The following is a 22,771-nucleotide window of genomic DNA, read 5'->3' on the forward strand; positions in this document are numbered from 1 at the left end:
GACACAGGTGATGTTCACTCGCGCTCTTGTTCTTCTCGCCATCCTGGCCTTTCCAACCTCAGCGTTCGCCCTCAAGGGCCGCGTCGTCGATCAACAGGGCCAGCCGGTGGCCAACGCCACGGTGTCGATCCTGGGCCGTCCCGGCGAGGCCATCACCGACGCCGACGGCCGCTTCGAGTGGCAGCCCGATCCGCCGACGCCGTTTGAAGTGCTGATCATCGACAAGGCCGGCAACTACGCGCGGCCGGTGATGATCGAGCGGCTCGAGGCCGGACAGGAACTCACGGTCACGATCCAACCGCTGCTGAGCGAGTCGGTGACGGTGTCCGGATCGGCGCCGAGCATCGAGGCCACCCCCGGTGCGGCGACCACGAGCATCAGCGGGCGCGATGTGACGGCGCGCCAGCCCACCAACCTGATGCAGGCGATCGAGAACGTCGCCGGCGTCAACCAGGTCTCTGAAGGCCAGGCCGCCGTCCCGGCGATTCGCGGACTGGCGCGCGGCCGCACGCTGATCCTGATCGACGGCGCCCGCGTCAGCTCGGAGCGCCGCGTCGGCGCCGGCGCGACGTTCCTGGATCCCTCGCTGATCGAAGGCGTGGATGTGGCGCGCGGACCCGGGTCGGTGGCGTACGGGTCCGACGCGTTCGGCGGCGTGATCTCGGTGCGCACGCGACGCGTCGCGCCCGGCTCGCCGTGGGCCGCGCAGTTCTCGGGGACCCTCGGCGCCGGCGTGCCTGAGCGCCGCGGCTCGGTCGAGATTTCCAAGGGCCTGGCCGAGGGCGGGTTGCTGATTGCGGCGCACTCGCGGCAGGCCGACGATTGGCACGGTCCGGCGGCGACGGTCTTCAACTCCGGATTCGCGGACCACGGCGTCATGGTCCGCGCCGAGCACAAGGCCGGCGCCGGCGTCTTCAGCGCCGGCTGGCAAAGCGACTTCGGCCGCGACATCGAGCGCCCGCGCAACAACTCCCGGACCGTGCGCTTCTTCTATCCGACCGAAGACTCGCATCGCTTCACGACCGGCTACGAAGCGCGCGAGGCCGCCGGCTTCCAGCGGCTCGGCGTCACCGGCTTCATGGGCAGCTACGCGCAGGTCACCGACCAGGACCGGTTCGCGACCGCCACGAACGGTCGCGTCATCGAGCGGGCCGAGGTGTCGGCCAAGGATTTCCAGGTGCGCGGGTTTGGCGAACGCCTGATTGGCAAGTCGCGCCTCGAGGTGGGCCTTGATGTGAACGGCCGCGTCGGCCTGCACGCGGTCGATGACCTGATCACCCATGACCTGGCGGGAACCGTCGTCAGCACGCGTCCCAACGTCTCGGTGGATTCCGCCGGCCGCACCGACACCGGCGCGTATGTGTCGATCGACTCGGCCGTGGCGGCCAGGCTGGTGCTGGGCGCCGGCGCTCGCGCCGACTACGTCACCACCCGGAATGAAGGCGGCTACTTCGGCGATCGGTCCACCGGGAACGGCGCCTTCTCGGGTTTCGCCTCGGCCACCCTCGGCAGCTTCAAGGGCTTCAGCCTGACCGGCCAGATCGCGCGGGGCTTCCGCGATCCGGTGCTGTCGGATCGCTACTATCGCGGACCGACGGGACGCGGCTTCATCACCGGCAATCCCGACCTCGACCCGGAGACGAGCATCCAGGGCGACGTCGCGCTGCGCTACCTGGCGCCGCGCTTCCGAGTGGCCGCCTTCTACTACGAGTACCGCATCCACGACCTGATTGAGCGCTACTCGACGGCCACCGATTTCTTCTTCTTCCGCAACCGCGGCACGGCGCGCATTCGCGGCTTCGAGATCGAAGGCCAGGCCGACCTCGGCGCCGGCGTGACACTGGAGCTGGCGACACAGGTGGCCGAAGGCCGCGCGCTCGACGACCACGCCTACCTCGATGACATCTCGCCGGTGAACCTGTCGGCTGTGCTGCGCAAGCAGTTCGGCGAGCGGGGGTTTGGCCAGGTGCGGGCGGCTTACTTCTCGGACGATGATCACTTTGGACCGACGGAGAGGGCGGTGCCCGGCTACACGCTGATCGACGCCGCCGGCGGCGTGAAAGTGGCGAAGCCGCTCGAGTTGCGCATCCAGGCGCGCAACCTCCTCAACCAGGAGTATTACGCGAGCCAGGACGTGCGCACGGTGTTCGCGCCCGGCCGCTCGGCGTCGCTGGTCGCCACGGTGAAGTTCTGAGCTCAAGGTCCGGCTAAAGCCGGACACTACATCAATGTGGCTGGTATTCTGATGTAGCCTCCGGCTTTAGCCGGAGCCCTTCGATAATCACGGGTGCGTGATCAGCGGCGTCGAGCTCACTCACAAATCACCAGACCAGATCACCAAATCACCAAATCACCAGACCAGATCACCAGATCACGAGGTCACCAGATCACGAGATTCCCAAAGTCCGTTGCCAGTCGCGGCTGTTCGCGATCGGCACCCGGCTCCGGATCGACGCCGCGTAGCGGACCGTTGATTCGTACAGGCTCCAGACCTGCTGCTGCGCGTCGGACGACAGCAGCGGCGATTTCAGCGCCGTGTTCCACGGCGGGCCTTGCCGCGCCCCCTTCGCCAGGTAGACCGTCGTCCACGCCGAGTCTTCGGCGAAGAAGTCGTTGTCGTGCATCTTGACGCCGACCACGAACGGCGCCCGGCCGCCGGCCGCGGTGGGTGCCGCCGCGATGGCTTCGTCGAGGACCTCGGTGGCGCCGCGGCCCACGTGCTCGAACAGCTTGAGGTCGTAGTGTTCGGGGCGCACGTAGAGGCCGTTGCGGGTGTCGCCCAGGTTGGCGGCGCGCCCGTGCACCACGCCAAACTGCGCGCCCAGCTGCAACAGCACGGCGTCCGCGGATGCCTGCAGCGTGGCGCCGTCCACCAGGATGCCGACCGAGGGCGGCGCGTAGCCGGCCAGGCTCGCGAGCTTCGCGTATCCGCCCGCGGCCGTGGTGGGCTGGCCGGTGGTCAGGTCGAGGCCATGCGTTTCGTAGGTGTAGATCGTCGAGCGCTGCTGGTCGCTGGACATGCTGCTCATGCCGAGCCAGTCGAAGCTGGTGTGGTACGGCAGCGGCGGGCGGCCGTGATAGCCGAGGCACACCACGTGCGACGTGAACAGCCGCCGCAGCAGGTCCATGTACTGCGCCTCGTAGAGGTCGACCATCGTAGTGGTCAGCGAGATGTCGATCGGCACGCCCAGCGACTCGTGCAGGTCGATGACCCGCCAGACCAGCTCGGCCGACTGCTGGGGATAGGCGAAGTCCTGCGTGTTGAGCGCGAAGAAGTTGTAGACCTGTGAGGATTGCGCCCGGAGGGTGGCGGCACCAGGAAGGCAGGCTCCGGCCGCGGCGATCGCGGCGGTCTGGAAGAATTGTCGGCGCGTCACCATGCTCTGCCCTCCTGCCTGGGTTAGACCGGGCGGAGCGGCGGAGGTTTAGTGCGCGGGCGTGCTCAGATCGTGACGGTCTTTTCGACCATGAAGATGTTGTTCTCGGTCTCCTGGATGGTCACTTCAATCGTGTAGCGCACGCCCCGGCCTGGGTACTGCTTCCGGATCAGGTCGGTGACGCCGTCGAACACGTAGTGGGCGACGTTCTCCACGCTCGGGCCCTTACCCTTCAGCATCACGACGCCCTCGGGCTCGAACAGCTCGGAGTCCAGGAAGGTCGCGTCCTGTTCGGTGACCAGCATCTTGTGGTCCATGAAGCGCATCACGTTCTTGAGGTCGCCGAAGTCGATCGACATGTCGAGGTCGTCGCGCGGGAACTCCTCGGCCGAGACCATCACCTTCCCCTGCCAGGTATGCCCGTGCACCCACTTGCACTTGCCCGGGTAGCCAAGCTGGCGGTGGCCGGTGTGGAACTTGGTGGTGACGATGATTTTTTCCATGGCTGATTCGATTATAGACTTCCGCCATGCGCCGGGTCTGCGCCGGGGTTCTGGTCGCCATCGCGGTGGCGTCGCTGGCGGCCGGCCAGGACGCGGAACCATCACTCGAGGTGGTGCTGGCGCGCGCCGCCGCCTACGTCACCAGCTACCAGGCCGGTCTGGCCGGCATTGTCGCGGAAGAGCACTACCGGCAGAACGTGCTCGGCACCCAGCGCCGCGGCGGGACGCAATTGCGGGAGTTCCGGGATCTGCGGTCGGACCTGCTGCTGGTCAAGCCCGGCAGCGACGGCGGCTGGCTCCAGTTCCGGGATGTGTTCGAGGTGGACCGCAAGCCGATTCGCGATCGCGACGAGCGGCTCTACAAGCTGTTTGTCGGCGCCTCAGCCGACCGCAACGCGCAAGCCGAAGCCATCCAGACCGAAAGCTCACGCTACAACATCGGCCCGATCAGGCGGACCATCAACATGCCGATGCTGGCGTTGTTGCTGTTCGACCGCGGCAATCAGCCGCGGTTCACCTACGCCAGGGCCAAAGCCGGCAACGTCAAGCGGTTTGCCGCGCTCGCGGCGGAGACCGACGTGTGGCTGATCGAGTACCGCGAAACGCAAGGCGGCACGGTGGTGCGAGGCGCCGACGACAAGGACATCCCGTCGCACGGCCGCGTCTGGATCGACGGCCGGACGGGCCGCTTCCTGCGGACCGAGCTGATCAGCGAAGACACCGAGGTGCGCGCGCTGATCGACGTGTCGTACCGGGCCGAAGCGGGACTCGAACTGCTGGTGCCCTCCGAGATGCGCGAAACCTACGAGCTGAAACGAACCCTGGCCCGCATCGACGGGCGCGCGACCTACGGCCGCTTCCGCCAGTTCACGGTCACGACTACGGAGAAACCGAAGGGATGAATTTGGTGATCTCGTGATTTGGTGATGTGGTGATCGATCGGTCGATCGGTCGATCGCGTGAGCTGGTGATCTGATCTGTTGATCTGGTGATTTGTCCGACTCGCGATTTCAGCTGCAGCAGGGGGCGCTCGAAGAATCGCCACGAGATCACCGCGATCAGGCCGGTGGCCGACGTCAACAGCGCGAATCGAAGCGGCCAGTCCATCGCCGTGAATCCCGGGACGTAGCGGCCGAGCAGGTACGGCGTGAAGCCGTGGTACACGTACAGGCCGTAGCTGATTCGCCCGACGGCGATCATCGGACGGCTCGACAGCAACCGTCCGGCAAGACCACGGAAGCCAACGGCCGCGCCCCCCACCAGCCACGCCGAGAGCAGCGAGACACCGAAGTCCAATCCAACCACCTGGTAGTGCCCGCCGAGCCCGGCGTAGCGAAGCCCCAGGGTCGCGGAGACCAGCAGAGTGGCGGCCCAGAGGCTCATGCCGTTGGGCACCCATTTCTTACCGCTCTCGTAGGGCACCCTTTTATGGGGTGCCGCGGGATTCAGGGCCGGAGCATTCAACGCCAGCAACGCCCCAATCCCCAGCGAATCCAGGCAACTGGTCGGCAACACCGAGTCCATCGGGTTCGGAAACAGCAGCCGCGACACCGGCGCCATCACGATCATCGCCGTGACCATCGGCCGCAGCCAGCGTTCGGGCGCGCAGAGGATCAGGAGCGGCCACACCATGTAGAACTGCTCTTCGACCGCGAGCGACCACAGGTGCGAGACCGAGCCGTGCCAGTCGCCGCGCAGGTAAAAGTACAGGTTTGACAGGTAGGTGGCGTGCCACGCGAAGGTGTCGCGCACCGGGCCGATGTTGAGCGCGGCGGCCGCGGCCAGGACGAAATAGAACAGCGGGAAGATGCGCAGGGCGCGGCGCGCGTAGAACGTCTGCAGCGCGAGCCCGAGCGGCCGCCCGCGCCATGAGAGCAGAATGCCGGTGATCAGGAACCCGCTGAGCACGAAGAACAGGCGGACGCCAATGGTGCCCAGCGGCGCGTAGCGGTCCACCCAGGGAACGAAGTGGAACGCCATCACGAACGCCACGGCGACCGCCCGCAGCCCATCCAGCTGCGGCATGTACGCGGCAGGCCGCGGCTTACTCGTAACGGAGAGCATTCATCGGATCGATCTTCGACGCGCGCAGTGCGGGAATGAAGCCCGCGCCGAGCGCCACGATGGCGAGGGCGATGGTCGAGGCGCCGAGCACCAGGGGATCATATCCCTTCATCTCGAACAGCAGCGACTCGGCCAGCCGGCCGACGCCGAGGGCGATGACCAGGCCGACGACGCCGCCAACCAGCGCCATCATCGCCACCTGCCTCATCACCATGGCGCGGACGCGGCCGCCGTCGGCGCCCAGGGCCATGCGCAAGCCGAACTCGCGCGTGCGCTGTGACACGGTATAGGCGAGCACGCCGTAAAGTCCCACTGCCGCCAGCACGGTCGCCAGCAGGGCAAACCCGAACGACAGGGTCGTGATCAGGCGATCGAGGAACACGTTCTCCTGCACCTGCATGGCCATGGTCTTGAGGTTCTCGATCGGCAGGTTGGGATCGAGCTGCTTCATCAGCGCCGGTATCGACGACAGCAACTGCTCGGGCGGCAGGGCCGTGCGCACGTAGAAGTAGGCGAAGCCCAGGCGCTCCTCCTGGCGATACGGACGGAAGTGCTGCGCCGGCACGACGCGCTTGACGTCGCTGTACTTGGCGTCGCGGACGATGCCGACGATCTCGGTATCGAGCGCGGTGGCCTGGCCGCCGATGGCGATGCGCTTGCCGACGGCGTTGTCAGGCAGGTTGAACTTCCTGAGGAACGCCTGGTTCACGATCGCGACCTTCGGGGCGCCGGCCGCGTCGGCCAGCGTGAAGTCGCGTCCCGCGATCAAGGGCATGCCCATGGTCTGGAAGAAGCCCGGCCCCACGGCGTTGAACGAGGCCGAGGTGTCGGTGTCGGGACCGCCCGTGAACCCCTCCACTGCCATGCTGTTGTTCCAGTTGTCGCCCGCCAGCACCGGAACGATCGACCCGACCGCACCGGCGACGCCGGGAATCGCCGCGAGCCGATCCTCGATGCGGGTGAACAGCTCGCGCGTGCGCTCGGTCGAGTACGAGTTCAGCTCCGGCGCGATGCTGAAGAGCACGAGGTGGTCGGGATTGAGGCCCAGGTCAACGCGGCTGACGTTGAACAGGCTCTTGGCAAACAGGCCCGCGGGCACCAGCAGCGCCATCGACATGGCGATCTGCACGGTGGCAAGCGTCATGCGGAAACGCGCCGCCGCCTTGGCGCCGCCCGGTTGACCCGCCTGGTTCTTGAGCGTCGCGGCCAGGTCGGGACGCGTGCTGTGCAAGGCCGGGAACAAGCCGAAGATCAGGCCGGTGCCAAGCGCGGCCACCGCCGCGAACGCCAGCATGCCGGGATCCAGCTTGAAGGCCACCAGCGCCGCCGCCTCGGGCGGCAGGATGGTGCCAATCAGGTCGAGCGTCCACTTGGCCACGAGCAGGCCGCCGATGGCACCGAGCGCCGCCAGCAACACCGACTCCGTCAGCAGTTGCGTGATCAACTGGCGGCGGCTCGCGCCGATCGACAGCCGCACCGCCATCTCGGCGGCCCGGCCGGCACCGCGCGCCAGCAACAGGTTGGCGATGTTGGCGCAGGCGATCAACAGCACCGTGCCGGTCACCGCCAGCAGGATGGTCAGGGGCGTGCGCGCCTCGGTATGCACGCCACTCTGGCCGCGGTGGCCGGGCGTCATGGTGATCTCCTTCGACTTGAACCGCTCCATCGTCTGGTCGCTCATGCCCTTCTGGAGCGGCGCCTCGACGTCGTTGATGATGGCGCGATAGGGGCCATTCAGCGCGACCCGCGCCTGATCAAGCGTGACACCGGGCTTGAGCCGCGCGAACGCGTAGATCCAGTAACTGCGGCGGTTGTCGAACCCGGTGAAGCCCGGCTGCATCACGCCGCGCATGCTCAGCGGTACGAACACGTCTGCGCTGATGCCGAGGGTCGTGCCCTTGAAGCCGGGCGGCGCGACACCGATCACCGTGACAGCCTGGCCGTTGACGATCAGGGTCTCGTTGAGAATCGACGGACTCATCTCGAACCGCGTGCGCCAGTAGTCGTGGCTGAGCACGACGACGAAGTGGCCGCCGACGGCCCGATCGTCGTCGGGGGTGAAGAGCCGGCCGAGCGCCGGGTTGACGGCGAGCACCGGGAAGTAGCTGCCCGAGGCCAGCATGCCCTCCCCGCTGAGGGTCGTGCCCTTGTAGCCGATGTTGGCGCCGAAGCCGCGATGCGCGGCAATCCCGGTGAAGCTGGTCTGCACCCGTTCGAGGTCGCGGTACATCGGGTAGCTGAAGATCTCGTCGCACGAGCCCGCCTGGCTGCACGACGTCGACCCCTGCTTGGGCCCGGGAGCCCCGAAATTCACCAGTTCGGCCGGATTGGCCACCGGCAGCGGCCGCAGCAACATCTGGTCGAACAGCGAGAAGATGGCGGAATTCGCGCCAATCCCCAAGGAAAGCGACAGGATGGCGACCGCGGTCACGAAGGGCGTCTTGAACAGGGTGCGCAGGGCCAGGCGGAAATTCGGCATGTCAGCGGATTGGACGGATTTTCCCGCCTGAAGGTTTGGAGAGATTATATGAGGGTCGGCATGGAGCTATCCCAGTTCATCGGCGCGTCGATCTGGCTCGTGATGATCGGGCTGGCTGGACTCGTGCTTTACCGCCTGAAGACCAGGCGCAGCCACATCGGCCCGGCCGCCGCCGGCACGGTCTACGACATCATCCACGAAGACAAGCGGAAGGCGATCGAGATTGTCGTGGCCGACAAGGCCGCGGCGCACGACTTCGAACGCGGCGAGGACGACAAGGACTAAGGACTGATGCCCAGATACTGGCTGATGAAATGCGAGCCGAGCGCCTACACGATCGACGCCCTCGCGCGCGACGGCAAGACCGGGTGGGAAGGCGTCCGCAACTACCAGGCACGCAACTTCATGCGCGACGACATGCAGGTGGGCGACGGCGTGTTGTTCTACGCCTCGAACGCCGACCCGTCAGGCGTGACCGGCCTCGCCACGATCGCACGGGCCGGCTATCCGGACCCTTACGCATCGAGAAAGGGCCACGCCTACTACGACGCCAAACACACGGCCGAGAAGCCGCTCTGGTTCAGCGTGGAGATCGCCTTCGCCGAGCGCTTCAAGGACGTGCTGCCGTTGACCACACTGAAGCAGGTCAAGGGGCTGCAGAAGATGATGGTGAACCAGAAAGGCAGCCGGCTGTCGGTGCAGCCGGTCACCAAACGCGAATACGACATCGTCTGTCGTCTCGGGAGGCGCTAGCGCGTCATCGAGCGCTCGGCCTTGCCCGAGTAGTTGATGAACACGGTCTTGATCTCGGTGAAGAAGTTCAGCCCCTCTTCCGCCATTTCGCGCTCGCCGACGCCGGTGGACTTGGTCCCGCCGAACGGCAGCTGCGCCTCTCCGCCGACGGTCGGCTCGTTGACGTGCACCATGCCGGTCTCGACCTCGTCCACGAACCGCATCACCGACGAGATGTTCTCGGTGAAGATCGACGTGGTCAGGCCGTACTCGACGGCGTTGGCGAAGCGGAGCGCCTCTTCAAGCGATGACGCCGTGGCCACCGACAGCACCGGCCCGAAGATCTCTTCCTTGAAGATCCGCATCGACGGCGACACGCCGTCGAAGATGGTCGGCTCGATGAAATACCCCTGGCTGAGCGCCCCCGGCCGGGCGCCGCCGGTCAGCAGCCGCGCGCCTTCGCCCTGGCCGACCTTGATGTAGTCCATCACCGTCTGCCACTGGCTGTCGCCGACGGAAGGCCCCATGTCAGACGAGTCGTCCAGGCCCGGACCGAGCTTCATTTTCCTCGCGGCCGCCACCAGCCGATCGACCAGCGCGCTCTTGATGTCGGGATGCGCGATCACCCTGGAGGTCGCCGTGCAGCGCTGCCCGGTGGAGCCGAACGCGCCGCTGTGAATGGCGGCGGCGGCCTTGTCGAGGTCGGCGTCGGGCATCACGATCACGGCGTTCTTGCCGCCCATTTCGCAGGTCACCTTCGCGCCCCGCTGGGCCGCCTTGACGTAGACGGCGCCGCCGACGCGGTTCGAGCCGGTAAACGAGATCGCGCGCAACTCGGGGGCGTTCACCATCGCCTCCCCAACTTCGGCTCCCGTGCCAACCAGCATGTTGAACACGCCGGGCGGCAACCCGGCTTCTTCGTAGATCTCCGCCAGCAGCGCCGACGTGGCCGGCGTCAGCTCCGCCGGCTTGAACACCACGCAATTGCCGGCGACGATGGCCGGGGCGCTCTTCCACACGGGTATCGCCCACGGGAAATTCCAGGGCGCGATCAACCCGACCACGCCGAGGGGTTGCCGCACGGTGTAGGTGAAGGTGTCGCGCGACTCCGACGGCAGGGTCTTGCCGTGCATGCGGAACCCTTCGCCGGCGTAGTACTCGAGCAGCGAGATGCCCTTGAGCGTTTCGCCGCGGGCTTCCTTCAGGATCTTGCCTTCCTCGCGGGTCAGCGTGCGGGCGATCTCGTCGAGCCGGCGGCGGGAAATGTCGGCGGCGCGCCACAGCACGCGCCCGCGCTCGGGTCCAGGCGTCTTCTTCCACGCCGGCCACGCCGCCACCGCCGCGTCGATCGCCAGGCGGACATCGGCGGCGGTCGCGAGTGGATACTCGGCAATCACGTCGCTGACATCGGCGGGGTTGATGTTCCTGGTGACGCCGCTGGACGCCGGGCGATACCACTTGCCGTTGACGTAAGAGCCGGTGTTCATAAGGCGCCTATTATCCCCCACGAGCGCGCGAAGCGCGCGAGCCCCACGAGGCGCAGAGCGCCGAGCCCGAGGCGCGAGCCCCCACGCGCGAGCGGAAGCGAGCGCGCCTACTGCCCAGCGCGAGGCATCAGCAGCAGGTAAATCGCGGCGCTCAAGCCAAAGGTCACGAACCAGGCGTAGGTGTAGATGTGGTCGAACAGCGTCGGGTCCGCGACCACGCCACCCGCCGTGGTGGCCGCGCGCGCGAAGCCTGGAATGACCGGCAGGATCGCGCCGATCAGCGCGATGATCGCGACGCCGTTGGTGCCGCCGCCGTAGGCATAGCGGCCGTCGACCTTGAACAGGTCCGGCAGCGACAGCTCGCGCTTGCGCAGAATCCAGTAGTCCGCGATCAGGATGCCGCCGACCGCGCCCATCAGGCTCGAGTAGCCAATCAGCCACGTGAAGATGTAGGCCGAGGCGTCGGCGTAGAGCTTCCACGGCATCATCAGCACGCCCAGGGCGGCCGTGATCAGCCCGCCGGTAACGTAATTGATCCGCCTGGGCGCCAGGCTCGAGAAATCGTTCGCCGGCGACACCACGTTGGCGGCCATGTTGGTCGTGATCTGCGCGGCGAGAATCACCAGCGCGCCGAAGATGACCACGGCGGGGCTGCCGATGCGCGCGATCAGGACGACCGGATCCCACACCGCCTCACCGAAGATCACGATGGTGGCGCTGGTCACCGCCACGCCGAGAAACGCAAACGCCGTCATCGTCAGCGGCAGGCCCAACGCCTGGCCCATCGCCTGGGAGCGCTGGCTCTTCGCGTAACGCGTGAAGTCAGGAATGTTGAGGCTGAGCGTGGCCCAGTAGCCGACGTTGGCCGTCAGAGCCGCGGGAAACAGTTTCCAGAACGGCGTGCTCCCCTGCTGCAGCTTTGGCGACTCCGAGAGGATGCGGACCAATCCGCCGCCGTTGGTGACCGCCCACCACAACAGCAGCAGGCCGCCGCCGAGCAGCAACGGCGCCGACCACGCCTCGAGCAGCTTGATGCCCTCGAGCCCACGGACGATGATCGCCACCTGCACGAGCCAGAAGGCGGCGAACGAGATCCAGACGCTGCCCGGCACGTTGGCCCATCCCGGCCACGCCGCCGTCAGCAGCGCCTCGAGCGCGAGCGCGCCAATCCAGGTCTGGATGCCGAACCAGCCGCACGCGACGATCGCGCGCAGCATCGCCGGCACGTTCGCGCCCTTCACGCCGAAGGCGGCGCGACACAGCACCGGGAACGACACGCCGTACTTCGTGCCGGCGTGCGCGTTGAGGATCATTGGGATCAGCACGATGGCGTTGCCGAGCAGGATGGTGACGAGGGCCTGCGACCACGTCATCCCCTGCTGCATCAGCCCCGACGCCAGCGTGTAGGTCGTGATCACCACGCTCATGCCGATCCAGAGCGCGGCGATGTGATACGTGGACCACGTGCGGCTCGCCAGTGACGTGGGTGCGAGGTCGGGGTTCCAGAGCGGACTGCCCGAGACGTCCTCGGTCAGCTCAACGAATTCCTGGCGAAGCGCCCCGGTCGGGGCGCCGCCTGTGGGTTTCAACGCGCGTATCCTTCGGCCTCGTGGCCGCCGTGGTACTCCTTGCCGTCGGGCCGCCGGATCTTCGAATGCACGACGACGTTCCCCCGCCGCAGGCCGCGGAAGTCTTCGAGCGAGTGGTAGCTTCGCTTTTCCATGAACTGCTGCATGCCGTCGATCAGCCCCTTGATGACGTTCGGACCAATCGCGCGGTCGAGCATGGCCGCCGTGCACACCTGCACCGTGCCGCAGCCGAGCAGGAAGTAGTTGAGCGCGTGCGCGAACTCGGCAATGCCGCCGATGCCCGAGAACGCCCGGTCGGGAAACGCGTTGGTCAGCTGCGCCATCTTCGCCAGCGACTGCGGCAGGATGGCCGGGCCGCCCAGGCCGCCGCTCGACACCAGCCCGTCCACGTTCATCTCGAAGTCCAGCGTCTCCGGATCGATCAGCGGCAGCGAGGGAAAGGTGTTGGACGACACGATCGCGTCGGCGCCGCCGCGGAAGGCCGCGCTCGCCTCTTCGACGATGTCGGTGGTGGAGGGCGTGAGCTTGCACCACACGGGCACCTTCGCCACCTCCTTCACCACTTCGGTGACGATCGACACCTGCTCCTGGTCCTTGCCGATGTTCGAGCCCATGTCCTTGCGGTCCATGTGCGGGCACGACAGGTTCAGCTCGAAGGCGTCGGCGCCGGCATCCTGGCAGGCCTTCGCCAGCGTCTGCCAATGGGCAAGTTCGGTGTCGCTCCCGGAGCCGGCCATGATCGACGCCACCAGGATGCGGTCCGGATGCGCCTTCTTGATCCCTTCGATCTTCGGGACCCACCAGTCGAGCGGCTTGTCGGAGATGAGCTCCCAGTTCCAGGACGAGTGCAGCGCCGTGTCGGGCTTCTTCTGCATCGACAGGTGGCCGTCGAGGGTCGAGCGCAGGAACTTGGTCTTGGGCCCGGCAACGTTGGTGACCGGATGCAGCCCGATGGTCTTGGTCACCACCCCGCCCCATCCCGCCTCGAACGCTCGCATGATGTTGCTGTCGGACTCGGTCGGCGGCGCCGACGACAGGAGGAACGGGTTGGTGAACTTCAAGCCCGTGAACGTCACCGAAATGTCCGGCTTCATGGGGGGATTATGGGTGCTGAGGTGCTGGGGTGCAAGGGTGGTGGGGTGCCTGGAAGCACGAGCTGACCGAAGTCGATGTCTTTGCCGCTTGAGTTGCTCCGCACTCCCAGGGGGCTTACCCTACTTCCGGGAGAATCACGACCATGACCCTCAATGAGACTCTCAAGCAGCTCCAAGCGCTCGGCAGCGCGAAGGTGCGGGCGCAGAACGCGAAGAGCGGCGCCGGGGATCATCAGTTCGGCGTCAGTCTCGGCGACATCCGGGCGCTGGCGAAAACGATCCGCACGGACCATCCGTTGGCACTGTCTCTTTGGGAGACCGGGAACGTTGACGCCCAGTTCCTGGCAACACTCCTGGTTCAGCCCAAGAAGCTGCCGGCCAAAGAGATGGATCGGATGGTGCGGTCCCTCACCTTTGTGCGCGTGGCGGACTGGCTCAACGCCTATGTCGTCCGGCAGCACCCCGACAAAGAGGCACTCCGCCAGGACTGGATGGCCGCGGACGACCGCTGGGCGGCCCGCGCCGGATGGGACCTCACCGCCGAGCGGGTCGCCAAGAGTCCGGACGGGCTCGATCTCCCGGCGCTGCTGGCTCGCATCGAGTCGGAAATGGCCGGCGCCGGTCCCGAAGCGAAGTGGACGATGAACAACACGCTTGCGGCCATCGGAATCCACTTTCCCAAGCACCGCAAGCGGGCCATCGCCATTGGCGAGAAGTTGGGGATCTACCGGGACTACCCCGTTTCGAAGGGCTGCACGTCCCCCTTCGCTCCGATCTGGATTCAAGCTATGGTGAGCCGGCGGACGCAGACACACGGCTGAATGGTCTGGTGTCGAAAAGAGGATTGACCATGCGTTACAACACAGTGCGTGTCGGTTTCGTCCTGGTGCTGTTGATGGCTGCCAACGACAGCGAAGGCAAACGCGTGTCCGCTGCGTCTTCTCAGAACCCCGTCGCATGCGCAGTGACGACACCGAATGGAGTCGTCGCAAGCGGCGGAGACAAAGATCCAAACAGCTACGGCAATCGACAGGTATCGGTTGGACCGTTCGGATTGTGGCCGGACGGAACGGTGGTCTTCAAGCCGGGTGGCGCGGGCTTCATCACTCGAGACGGTTCGCTCGGAATGAAGTTCGGATGGCTTCGTGGCGTTCCAGGCCAACTGCGGATTGATGGACGCCGGCTCGACGCGCCGGCGTCACCTTTGCGAGCGGAAGTGTCAAACGGATATGGAACTCTCGGCTTCCAGGCCACCTACGTGATTTTTCCAACGCCAGGCTGCTGGGAGATCACGGGCCGCGTCGGCGATGCGAGCGTCACCTTCGTGACCATGGTCGTGAAGATCGGCGACGGGCCGGCTTGGCGGCGAGATGTTCCATGAGTATTCTCCTGATCTTCTGATCTCCTGTTTTGGCGTGCGTCTGGAGTGTTAGCCATGAGCATTCTGATCAAGAACGGCACCATCGTCACCGCCACCGACCAGTACGTTGGCGACGTCTTCATCGAGGGCGAGAAGGTCACCACCATCGGCACGGCGCTCACGATGCCGGCCGACCGGGTCATCGACGCCACCGGCAAGTACGTATTGCCCGGCGGCATCGACGTCCACACCCACATGGACATGCCGTTCGGCGGCACCACTTCCGCCGACGACTTCGAGTCGGGCACCATCGCCGCCGCCTTCGGCGGCACCACGACCATCCTCGATTTCGCGATCCAGTACCGAGGGCAGACGCTGCACCACGCGTGGGAAACGTGGATGCAGAAGGCCCAGGGCAAGGCCGCCATCGACTACGGCTTCCACATGATCATCACGGAGCTGTCGGACCAGGTGGAAGAGGAGATGGACGCCATGGTCCGCCAGGGCGTGTCGTCGTTCAAGCTGTTCATGGCCTACCCCGGCGTGTTCATGCTGGACGATGCGAGCATCTTCCGCGCGATGCTGCGCACCGGCCAGAACGGCGGCACCATCTGCATGCACGCCGAGAACGGCGGCGTGATCGACGTGCTGGTGAAGAAGGCACTGGCCGAAGGCAAGACGGCGCCGAAGTATCACGCGCTGACGCGACCGGCGCGCGCCGAAGGCGAGGCCGCCCATCGCGCCATTGCCCTCGCCGAGATCGCCGACGTCCCGGTCTACATCGTTCACCTGTCCGCCGCCGAGGCGCTGGAGCAGGTGACCGAGGCGCGCGATCGCGGCTTGCCCGCGTTCGCCGAAACCTGTCCGCAGTACCTGTTTCTCTCTGAGGACAATTACGACGAACCTGACTTCGGCGGGTCGAAGTACGTGATGAGCCCGCCCCTCCGGCACAAGTCCACGCAGGATCGGCTGTGGCGCGGGCTCGCGTTCAACGACCTGCAGGCGATTGCCACCGACCACTGCCCGTTCTGCATGAAAGAGAAGCACCTCGGCGACGGCGACTTCTCGAAGATCCCGAACGGCGCGCCTGGCGTGGAGACGCGCATGAGCCTGGTCTACGACGGCGGCGTGCGCACGGGACGCATCTCGATGAACCGCTTCGTCGAACTGACGTCAACGTCGCCGGCGAAGATCTTCGGCATGTTCCCGAAGAAGGGCACGATCGCACCCGGCTCCGACGCCGACATCGTCATCTTCGATCCCGGGAAAAAGACGACGCTCTCGGCGAAGACGCATCACATGAAGGTGGACTACAACCCCTACGAGGGTCGCCAGGTCACGGGCGTGACCGAAACCGTGCTGTCGCGCGGCAAGGTGATTATCGACGCCGGCAGGTTCACGGGGAAGCCGGGCGCCGGCTCCTTCCTGAAGCGCAGCGCCCGGCAGATTTAGCGGGGTCAGACCCCGAGTCAAGAAGTGCCGAGGGGTCTGACCCCGTCGTAGCGCTGCGATAGGGTCAGACCCCTCGGCACGACCCACTCGGGGTCAGACCCTATTGCAGCACGACGGCGGTGCCGCTGACGGTCACCATCAGCATGCTGGCGTTGCCGCCCACCGTCTCGTAGTCGATGTCGATGCCGACCACCGCGTTGGCGCCCATCTCCGCCGCCGCGATCTTGATCTCCTCCAGCGCCAGCTCGCGGGCCCGCCGCAATTCGCGCTCGTAGGTCGCCGACCGGCCGCCGACGATGTCGCGGATGCCGGCGAAGATGTCCTTGAAGATGTTGGCGCCCATGATCGCCTCGCCGGTGACGATGCCCTGGTAGGCGGTGATCTTCTTGCCCTCGATGCTCGGGGTCGTGGTGACAATGACTGCTGCGGACATGTGATTTGCGCTCCTGCACACTCCAGACGGCGATCTATGGGTTGAGGTTCCACATCGTAAAAGACGATGGATTGCCGGCGGAGGGGTCAGACCCCTCGGCACTGCCCGCTCGGGGTCAGACCCCTCACACCGTGATGACCGCGGCCGCCCACTCGGTCGCCTGGGTGTCGGACTTCACCAGCTTCGACAGGTCCACCACCGCGTTGTTGCCGTCGCGCACGATCGGCAGGCGGTCCATGTTGCGGGTGGCGCGCCCGTCCAGGAACTTGCCTTCGGGGGAGTACTTCGAGTCGTGCTTCGTGCACTCGAAGCGGCCCACCGCCTGCTTCCATCGCAGCGCCGTGTTCTCGTGCGGGCACGCGAGGTTGAACGCGAGAACCTTGCCCTGGAAGCGGACCAGGATCACCTGCGTGGACTTGTCGATAGTGACACCGTCGGCAGCCGGCAGCGGATAGGCCTTCTGCGACGGCGCCACCTCGACGCCGGTCATCTCACCCACAACATAAACGGCTTCCGCCGACGCGGCGTTGCCGCCCACCATGGCCGCCAGCACGACGCCCGGAATCCGCGCCAGAAACACGCGGCGCGAGGTGCCGCACCCTAGGCGGCAACCGTCAGCCACTCGCCGATCCAAAGAATGAAGAGCCATAACAGGAAACTCGCTCCAGACGCCGCCACCACGCGGCGCCACATGCCGGTGTCTCCGCCCTTCGCGTAGGCCCGCTCCGCGGCCACCAGCGCCGCCCCGTTCAGGAGCAGCAGGACGAACGACCCCATCTTGATCCAGAACAGCCGCGACACCTCGAACGTGGACCAGTCGGCGGCGGCCATCATCACCCCACTGGCGGCCACCACGACCAGCGCGGGAACGACGACGGCGTGAGACCCGTGCATCGCGGTGAGCGCGGCCCGGCGGCGATCGTCGGTACCGGTGCGGGCTGACCCCAGCACCAGGCGATCGATCGCCAGGGCCGTGCCGCCCCCGACCATCAGTGCCGCCAGGTGCAGGTAGCGAATAACCACCGACACCGTCTGGTGGTCGCTGTAATACGCCGACCACCACGTGGTGGCGTCGGCCAACGACGCGGCGATGCCCATGGGCGTCACCGGGTCACGAGCATGTAGACGTAGCTCGCCGCTGCCACGCCCATCGACGTGATGGCGACGTTGCGGTGCAGCGATCGATTGCCGCTGCTGCCGCCGCCTTCGTCACTGTCATCGTCAGGCGCCAGCGCGCCGGTCGCGACAAAGCCCAGGTCGGCGCCGAACATCATCAGCGTGTGCACGAGACGGCGGGTCTTGCCGTTGGGGTCCTTGCGCCCCTCCCAGAAGTTCCAGCCGCCGGTCACGGTGTTCACCGCGAAGAGCGCGATGATGCCCGCCATGCCCGCGTCATGGACCGACCGCGCGGTTCCACCGCCCTGGTCATACAGCTTCTGCCCGGCGACCACCTGCGTGACAAAGAGCGGCAGGGTGACGTAGCTCGCGATCATGTGGATCTTGCGACGCATGTTGTACGCCTCGCTGTAGGTGAACGCCACGGGCCGCTGTTCCAGGTCCGCGGCGGGTTCGGGCGCGACGGCGGCCGCGCTGGCGAGCAAGCCTGGGCCGGTCACCGGCGAAGGCTCGGCGAACGTCACCTGCCAGGTGCGCGCGCTTCGGGACACGGACGGCAACCCGTCGGTGGGTAATGTCCCCGGGAGGGTCCAGGTATATGAGGGGAATATTTCGCCATTTTCGGACGAACCCGCCATCACGGGAATCGCCGGCATGAGAAGAAGGGCAAGAACCAAAGAAAATCTGCGCGGATTCATTCCAAACCTCCACCGAAGCGCCGAAAGAAACGGTCGACATTTCGGGGGTGTGCAAATGGCGCGCCATGGAGCGCGGTTTAGTCGAGCTTCCGAGGCAACCTCCGCGATAGCATTCCGGCGTGGACACGATGACGGAACCGCGGGGGCTGGCCCTGGTGTTGAGCGGCGGCGGCGCGCGGGCGGCGTATCAGGTGGGCGTGCTGCGCGTGCTGGCGCGCGAGTTTCCCGCCGTCGTGCCGGACATCCTGACCGGGGTCTCGGCCGGCGGCATCAACGCCGCCTTCCTGGCGGCACGGCAGGCGCCATTCGACGCCAAGGTCGAGCAACTGGCGCAGATGTGGGCCGACCTGCGGATCGATCGCGTGTTTCGCGTCGATTTGCGGGACCTGGCGTCGCGCACGCTGCGGTGGGGCGGCCGCCTGATGTCGGCCGGCACGTCGCCGTTACCGCCGGCGAAGAGCCTCGTCGATACATCGCCCCTCCGCGAGATGCTCGAGCGCGAGTTGGAGGCCGACGGCGGCACCATCCTCGGCATCCCGAAGAGCCTGGCCGACGGCTGGCTGCAATCGTTTGCGCTGACGGGGTCGAGCTACACGACCGGCCAGTCAATCACGTGGGTGCAGACGCACAACGACCGCCGCATGCCGACATGGGAGCGCCCCCAGCGCAAGAGCGAGATGTGCGCGGTTCGGGTCGACCACGTGATGGCGTCGGCGGCGCTGCCCTTCTTCTTCCCGGCGGTGGAAGTCGATGGCGCCTGGTACGGCGACGGCGGCATCCGGCTCACCGCCCCGTTGTCACCGGCCATTCACCTCGGCGCCAGGCGCATCATCGCGGTCACCACGCGCTATGCGCGTTCGCGCGAGGAAGCCGACCGTCCGCAAATCTCCAGCTACCCACCGCCCGCCCAGGTGGTCGGTGTGCTGTTCAACGCGATCTTTCTCGATCAGTTGGATGGCGACGCCATGCAGTTGCGCCTGATCAACCAACTGCTCCAGGATCGCCCCGAAGAGATGCGGCAGGGCCTGCGGAAGATCGACCTGCTGGTCATGCGGCCCTCGCAGGACCTCGGCCGCCTGGCCAACGCCTACGAAGCCGACCTGCCGAAAGCGTTCCGTTTTCTGACCCGTGGCCTCGGCACCCGCGAGACGCGGTCGAACGACATGCTGAGCCTGGTGATGTTCCAGCCCGACTACGTCCAGCACCTCATCCAGATGGGCGAGGACGACGCGCTCGCCCGATTGCCGGAGATAAAGGCATTTCTCGCGGCGGAATGAAATTCGCTACTTCGGCTCGAAGCGATACACGAGGTAGCTGATCGGGCCGTCGAGCGCGCTGAAGCTGTGCGGCGTGCCGGCGGGGACGATGACGATGTCGCCGGGTTTCACTTTCCTGCTCTCGCCGCCGATGCGGGTACCGGTCTGGCTCATCCCGGCGTTGACCCGCGTCAGATCCGTCGGCTTGGGCGTACCCAGCGATCCACCCGTCACAATCGTGCCCGACCCGGAGAGGATGTAGTAAGTCTCGGTGACGTGATCGTGAATCAGGGCGCTCACCTCCGGCTTCACGCGATGGAGCATGGCGACCGACGCCTTCCCACCGGGGACCTCAGTGGCCTTGATGGGCTGGTCCACTACGTTCTTGGCGACCTGCTCCTTGAGGACCGCGGCGTGTTCATCCTGGCTGATGAAGACCGCGGGAACCGGCGCCTGCGCCTGATCGGCTGACAGCGAGAGGAGGAGTGCGAGGATGCTGAGCATCCGCGAACTCTACAAGAAGTGGCAGACCGGCGCCAGCACGCGGCGGGTGGCCACCCGTCCGTAAGGTTCGAGGTCGCGACCGGCAGTCCAACCGCTAGAATCCCCCCATGCGAATTTCCGTGGTGGTGGTCATGGTCGCAATCGCCTGCGCAACCGTCGGCCGCGCGCAGGAACGTCCGGCTCCCAAGCCGGGCCCGTGGTTTGGCCTGACGTTGCCGGCCGCCACCGCCAACGGCGCGGCGGTCCGGGTCGGCACGCGTCCGCCGCGGCCCGTGGCGTTGCCCGCCGGTGAATCCCGCGCCGCAGAGTTCGATGGCGATTCCCTCATGGCCGACGTCGCCACCATCGTCGGGTTCTCGAACCAATCGCGTGCGGAGCGGGAGGTCGGCAGTGGTCAGATGTGGGGACGCATCGCCGGGTTCTCGTCGAGCGACCGGACCGTGGCCTGGGCCGTCGAGCAGTTCCGCAAGGCGGGCATCACCGACGTCAGGACGCAGCCGATCGCGCAGGATCCCAAGTCGCAACTGTGGCTGCCTCGCTCGTGGCAGGTGCGGCTGATCGGCGACCCCGCCTTTGGCCCCGGCTCCGCCGACGTCGTGCTCGAGTCGGCGCTGCCGGTTGGGCCGTCGGACATTCCCGGCGGCACGATGACGGCGCCGCTGGTCTACGTCGGCGCGGCCACGCCCGCGGTGCTGCAGCACATCGACGTGAAGGGCAAGATCGCGGTGCAGCTGGTCGTGCCGCAGGGTCACATGCTGTTCGAGCGGGGCGCGGTGGACTCGCGATCGGAGGAGCTGATCGCGCGCGGCGCCGCCGGGGTGTTCAACCTCGTGCGCCTGCCGGGCAACGAGCTGTCGCGCGACTTCAGCGACTGCGGCAATCCCTGCTTCAACATCGGCGGCCGCGACGGGTGGTTCCTGGAAGCGTTATTGGACCGGGCGGCCAAGGCCGGCGTCCAGGACAAGCTTCGCGTCAGGATCGACCTGCAGACCCAGACCTTTCGCGACATGAAGGCCACCAACGGCGTGGCCGTGATTTCCGGCAAGTCGGATGACACCATCGTGCTCAACGCGCATGTCGATGGCTGGTTCGACGGCGCCGGCGACAACGCCGACGGCCTGGCCGTGCTGGTGGCGCTGGCCCGGCACTACGGCAAGCCGGCGAACCGGCCCGAGCGGACGCTGGCGTTCGTGGCCAGCGCCGGCCACCACACGCCGGGCATCAACGGCCCGCGCAGTTTCGTGGCGGCGAACCCCGGGCTGGCGAAGAAAGCGGTGATGCTCATCAACATCGAGCACGTGGCACAACGCAACTTCTCGCCGGCTCGGACCACGTCAGCCGACGGCTATCGCGAGGCGGTGGCGGATTCGGGCGAAGCGCCCATTGCGGTCGGCGTGACCAACAATTCGCCGTTCCTGCAGGAGCTGATCGACCGCGGGCCATCGGGCCATGGCGTCAACTTCATCTCGGAACGGTCCACTTTTCAGAGCGGCGAGACCGGCGGCTGGACCGAGCTGAAGGTGGCAAAGGTCAGTGTGATGCAGGCCCCGCCGCTGTACCATACGACCGGCGAGGTCCTGGACGTGATTTCCACACCCGGGCTTGAACGCATCGCCAGATTTCTTGCATTTTTCGTGTCCGCGGTCGACCACGCACCGCGTGAAAGGATCAATCCGTGAAGCGCATCACTGTTCTGGGTACTCTCGTTCTGCTCGGCGGCCTGTCCATTGCGGTCAAGGCGGCGCAACAACCGGCGCCCCAACCGTCGGTTGAGAACCTCACCGTTGAGAAGGTGAAAGACAACCTGTTCGTGCTGCGCGGCGGCGGCGGCAACACGGCGGTGTTCGTCACCGCCACCGGCGTCACCATCGTCGACACCAAGAACCCCGGGTGGGGCCAGCCGCTGCTCGACAAGGTGAAGACCCTCACCGACAAGCCGGTCACGCGGGTGATCAACACCCACACCCACTACGACCACGTCAGCGGCAACGTCGCCATGCCCGGCACGGTCGAGATCATCGCGCACGAGAACACGCAGAAGCTGATGACCGAGATGAACCCGGTCTTGGGCCTGGGCTCGACACCGAACGTGTTCAAGGACAACCCGGGCAAGGGCATGGCGAAGCGGTCGTTCAAGGACAAGCTGACGATTGGCTCGGGGGCCGACCAGATCAACCTGTATTACTTCGGTCCCGCGCACACCGGCGGCGATGCCTTCGTCGAGTTCCCGGCGCTGCGCGTGATGCACGTCGGCGACACCTTCCCGAACAAGGGCCTGCCGATCATGGACAAGAGCAACGGCGGCTCGGGCGTCGAATACGCCAACACCATCGCCAAGGCGGTGGCGGGCGTGCCGAACGTCGACACGCTGATCAACGGCCACACCCCCGCGCAGACGACCCCTGCCGAGATGAAGGAGTTCGGGGAGTTCGTGCGCGAGTTCGTGACGACGATCCAGGCGGCGAAGAAGGCCGGCAAGACCTCGGACGAGGCCGCCGCGGCGTGGACCACGCCGGCGAAGTACAAGGGCTACGCCGCCCCGAACGCGGATCGCACCAAGGCCTACACGGCGGTCATCTACGCCGAGACCAAGTAGCGTCCGGCTTTAGCCGGACCGAGAGCAGTGC

The 22,771-nt window shown here is 66.5% G+C and carries 22 protein-coding genes; 10 read left to right on the top strand and 12 right to left on the bottom strand.

What is annotated here, in order from left to right; genetic code table 11:
- The first annotated feature begins 10 nt into the window (after nucleotides 1-10).
- A complete protein-coding gene (locus WC815_08475; protein MFA5908796.1) occupies nucleotides 11-2,194 on the top strand; it encodes a TonB-dependent receptor in 2,184 nt (727 codons plus the stop codon).
- 193 nt (nucleotides 2,195-2,387) lie between these two features.
- On the opposite strand, the gene WC815_08480 is transcribed toward WC815_08475, so the two are convergent.
- Entirely contained in the window at nucleotides 2,388-3,380 is a 993-nt protein-coding gene (locus WC815_08480) for a hypothetical protein (GenBank protein ID MFA5908797.1), read from the bottom strand.
- A gap of 62 nt (nucleotides 3,381-3,442) precedes the next feature.
- Nucleotides 3,443-3,880: a 6-carboxytetrahydropterin synthase gene (locus tag WC815_08485; GenBank protein ID MFA5908798.1), complete on the bottom strand. Its 438-nt coding sequence runs from the start codon at nucleotides 3,878-3,880 to the stop codon at nucleotides 3,443-3,445.
- Between the two features lie 26 nt (nucleotides 3,881-3,906).
- Here WC815_08485 and WC815_08490 point away from each other — a divergent pair, with 26 nt between their 5' ends.
- Complete coding sequence (locus WC815_08490) at nucleotides 3,907-4,782, top strand: hypothetical protein (GenBank protein ID MFA5908799.1); 876 nt, start codon at nucleotides 3,907-3,909, stop codon at nucleotides 4,780-4,782.
- Here WC815_08490 and WC815_08495 read toward each other — a convergent pair.
- On the bottom strand, nucleotides 4,760-5,944 hold the full coding sequence (locus WC815_08495) for an acyltransferase (GenBank protein MFA5908800.1): 1,185 nt from the start codon (nucleotides 5,942-5,944) through the stop codon (nucleotides 4,760-4,762). The genes WC815_08490 and WC815_08495 overlap by 23 nt on opposite strands.
- Complete coding sequence (locus WC815_08500) at nucleotides 5,925-8,423, bottom strand: ABC transporter permease (protein ID MFA5908801.1); 2,499 nt, start codon at nucleotides 8,421-8,423, stop codon at nucleotides 5,925-5,927. The genes WC815_08495 and WC815_08500 overlap by 20 nt, the downstream gene beginning before the upstream one ends.
- A gap of 60 nt (nucleotides 8,424-8,483) precedes the next feature.
- Here WC815_08500 and WC815_08505 point away from each other — a divergent pair, with 60 nt between their 5' ends.
- Together WC815_08505 and WC815_08510 are read left to right on the top strand one after the other, a co-directional pair.
- Nucleotides 8,484-8,708, top strand: a complete 225-nt coding sequence (locus WC815_08505) for a hypothetical protein (GenBank protein MFA5908802.1) — start codon at nucleotides 8,484-8,486, stop codon at nucleotides 8,706-8,708.
- Nucleotides 8,709-8,732: 24 nt separating this feature from the next.
- Nucleotides 8,733-9,176: an EVE domain-containing protein gene (locus WC815_08510; GenBank protein MFA5908803.1), complete on the top strand. Its 444-nt coding sequence runs from the start codon at nucleotides 8,733-8,735 to the stop codon at nucleotides 9,174-9,176.
- On the opposite strand, the gene WC815_08515 is transcribed toward WC815_08510, so the two are convergent.
- From WC815_08515 to WC815_08525, 3 genes are all read right to left on the bottom strand, one after another.
- Nucleotides 9,173-10,642, bottom strand: a complete 1,470-nt coding sequence (locus tag WC815_08515) for an aldehyde dehydrogenase family protein (GenBank protein MFA5908804.1) — start codon at nucleotides 10,640-10,642, stop codon at nucleotides 9,173-9,175. The genes WC815_08510 and WC815_08515 overlap by 4 nt on opposite strands.
- 107 nt (nucleotides 10,643-10,749) lie before the next feature.
- Nucleotides 10,750-12,231 (bottom strand): NCS1 family nucleobase:cation symporter-1, encoded by a 1,482-nt coding sequence (locus tag WC815_08520; GenBank protein ID MFA5908805.1) that lies wholly within the window; start codon nucleotides 12,229-12,231, stop codon nucleotides 10,750-10,752.
- Nucleotides 12,228-13,325 (bottom strand): hypothetical protein, encoded by a 1,098-nt coding sequence (locus WC815_08525; GenBank protein ID MFA5908806.1) that lies wholly within the window; start codon nucleotides 13,323-13,325, stop codon nucleotides 12,228-12,230. The genes WC815_08520 and WC815_08525 overlap by 4 nt, the downstream gene beginning before the upstream one ends.
- Before the next feature lie 143 nt (nucleotides 13,326-13,468).
- Here WC815_08525 and WC815_08530 point away from each other — a divergent pair, with 143 nt between their 5' ends.
- The 3 genes from WC815_08530 to hydA are packed head-to-tail and all read left to right on the top strand — an operon-like array spanning nucleotide 13,469 to nucleotide 16,137.
- Nucleotides 13,469-14,146, top strand: coding sequence for a DNA alkylation repair protein (locus WC815_08530; GenBank protein ID MFA5908807.1), 678 nt, complete (start codon nucleotides 13,469-13,471; stop codon nucleotides 14,144-14,146).
- A gap of 29 nt (nucleotides 14,147-14,175) precedes the next feature.
- A complete protein-coding gene (locus WC815_08535) occupies nucleotides 14,176-14,706 on the top strand; it encodes a hypothetical protein (protein ID MFA5908808.1) in 531 nt (176 codons plus the stop codon).
- Nucleotides 14,707-14,760: 54 nt separating this feature from the next.
- Nucleotides 14,761-16,137, top strand: a complete 1,377-nt coding sequence (gene hydA / locus WC815_08540; GenBank protein ID MFA5908809.1) for a dihydropyrimidinase — start codon at nucleotides 14,761-14,763, stop codon at nucleotides 16,135-16,137.
- A gap of 100 nt (nucleotides 16,138-16,237) precedes the next feature.
- Here hydA and WC815_08545 read toward each other — a convergent pair whose 3' ends face one another.
- From WC815_08545 to WC815_08560, 4 genes are all read right to left on the bottom strand, one after another.
- Entirely contained in the window at nucleotides 16,238-16,570 is a 333-nt protein-coding gene (locus WC815_08545) for a heavy metal-binding domain-containing protein (GenBank protein MFA5908810.1), read from the bottom strand.
- Between the two features lie 124 nt (nucleotides 16,571-16,694).
- The gene (locus WC815_08550) at nucleotides 16,695-17,192 is read right to left on the bottom strand and encodes a Rieske 2Fe-2S domain-containing protein (GenBank protein ID MFA5908811.1); all 498 of its coding nucleotides are present in this window, start codon (nucleotides 17,190-17,192) and stop codon (nucleotides 16,695-16,697) included.
- Nucleotides 17,171-17,677 carry a hypothetical protein gene (locus WC815_08555; GenBank protein MFA5908812.1) on the bottom strand — a complete coding sequence of 169 codons (507 nt, stop codon included), beginning with the start codon at nucleotides 17,675-17,677 and terminating at the stop codon, nucleotides 17,171-17,173. Before WC815_08555 ends, WC815_08550 begins: the two co-directional genes overlap by 22 nt.
- Entirely contained in the window at nucleotides 17,674-18,237 is a 564-nt protein-coding gene (locus tag WC815_08560) for a hypothetical protein (protein ID MFA5908813.1), read from the bottom strand. Before WC815_08560 ends, WC815_08555 begins: the two co-directional genes overlap by 4 nt.
- A gap of 275 nt (nucleotides 18,238-18,512) precedes the next feature.
- Here WC815_08560 and WC815_08565 point away from each other — a divergent pair, with 275 nt between their 5' ends.
- Nucleotides 18,513-19,661: a patatin-like phospholipase family protein gene (locus WC815_08565; protein ID MFA5908814.1), complete on the top strand. Its 1,149-nt coding sequence runs from the start codon at nucleotides 18,513-18,515 to the stop codon at nucleotides 19,659-19,661.
- Nucleotides 19,662-19,667: 6 nt separating this feature from the next.
- Here the strand turns inward: WC815_08565 and WC815_08570 are convergent, their stop codons facing one another.
- Nucleotides 19,668-20,144 (bottom strand): AraC family ligand binding domain-containing protein, encoded by a 477-nt coding sequence (locus tag WC815_08570; GenBank protein MFA5908815.1) that lies wholly within the window; start codon nucleotides 20,142-20,144, stop codon nucleotides 19,668-19,670.
- 107 nt (nucleotides 20,145-20,251) lie between these two features.
- Between WC815_08570 and WC815_08575 the strand changes: the two genes are divergently transcribed.
- Together WC815_08575 and WC815_08580 are read left to right on the top strand one after the other, a co-directional pair.
- The gene (locus WC815_08575; GenBank protein ID MFA5908816.1) at nucleotides 20,252-21,823 is read left to right on the top strand and encodes a M28 family peptidase; all 1,572 of its coding nucleotides are present in this window, start codon (nucleotides 20,252-20,254) and stop codon (nucleotides 21,821-21,823) included.
- Complete coding sequence (locus WC815_08580; protein MFA5908817.1) at nucleotides 21,820-22,740, top strand: MBL fold metallo-hydrolase; 921 nt, start codon at nucleotides 21,820-21,822, stop codon at nucleotides 22,738-22,740. The genes WC815_08575 and WC815_08580 overlap by 4 nt, the downstream gene beginning before the upstream one ends.
- The last annotated feature ends 31 nt before the right edge of the window (nucleotides 22,741-22,771 follow it).

Source organism: Vicinamibacterales bacterium (assembly GCA_041659285.1).
Lineage (GTDB): Bacteria > Acidobacteriota > Vicinamibacteria > Vicinamibacterales > UBA2999 > 12-FULL-67-14b.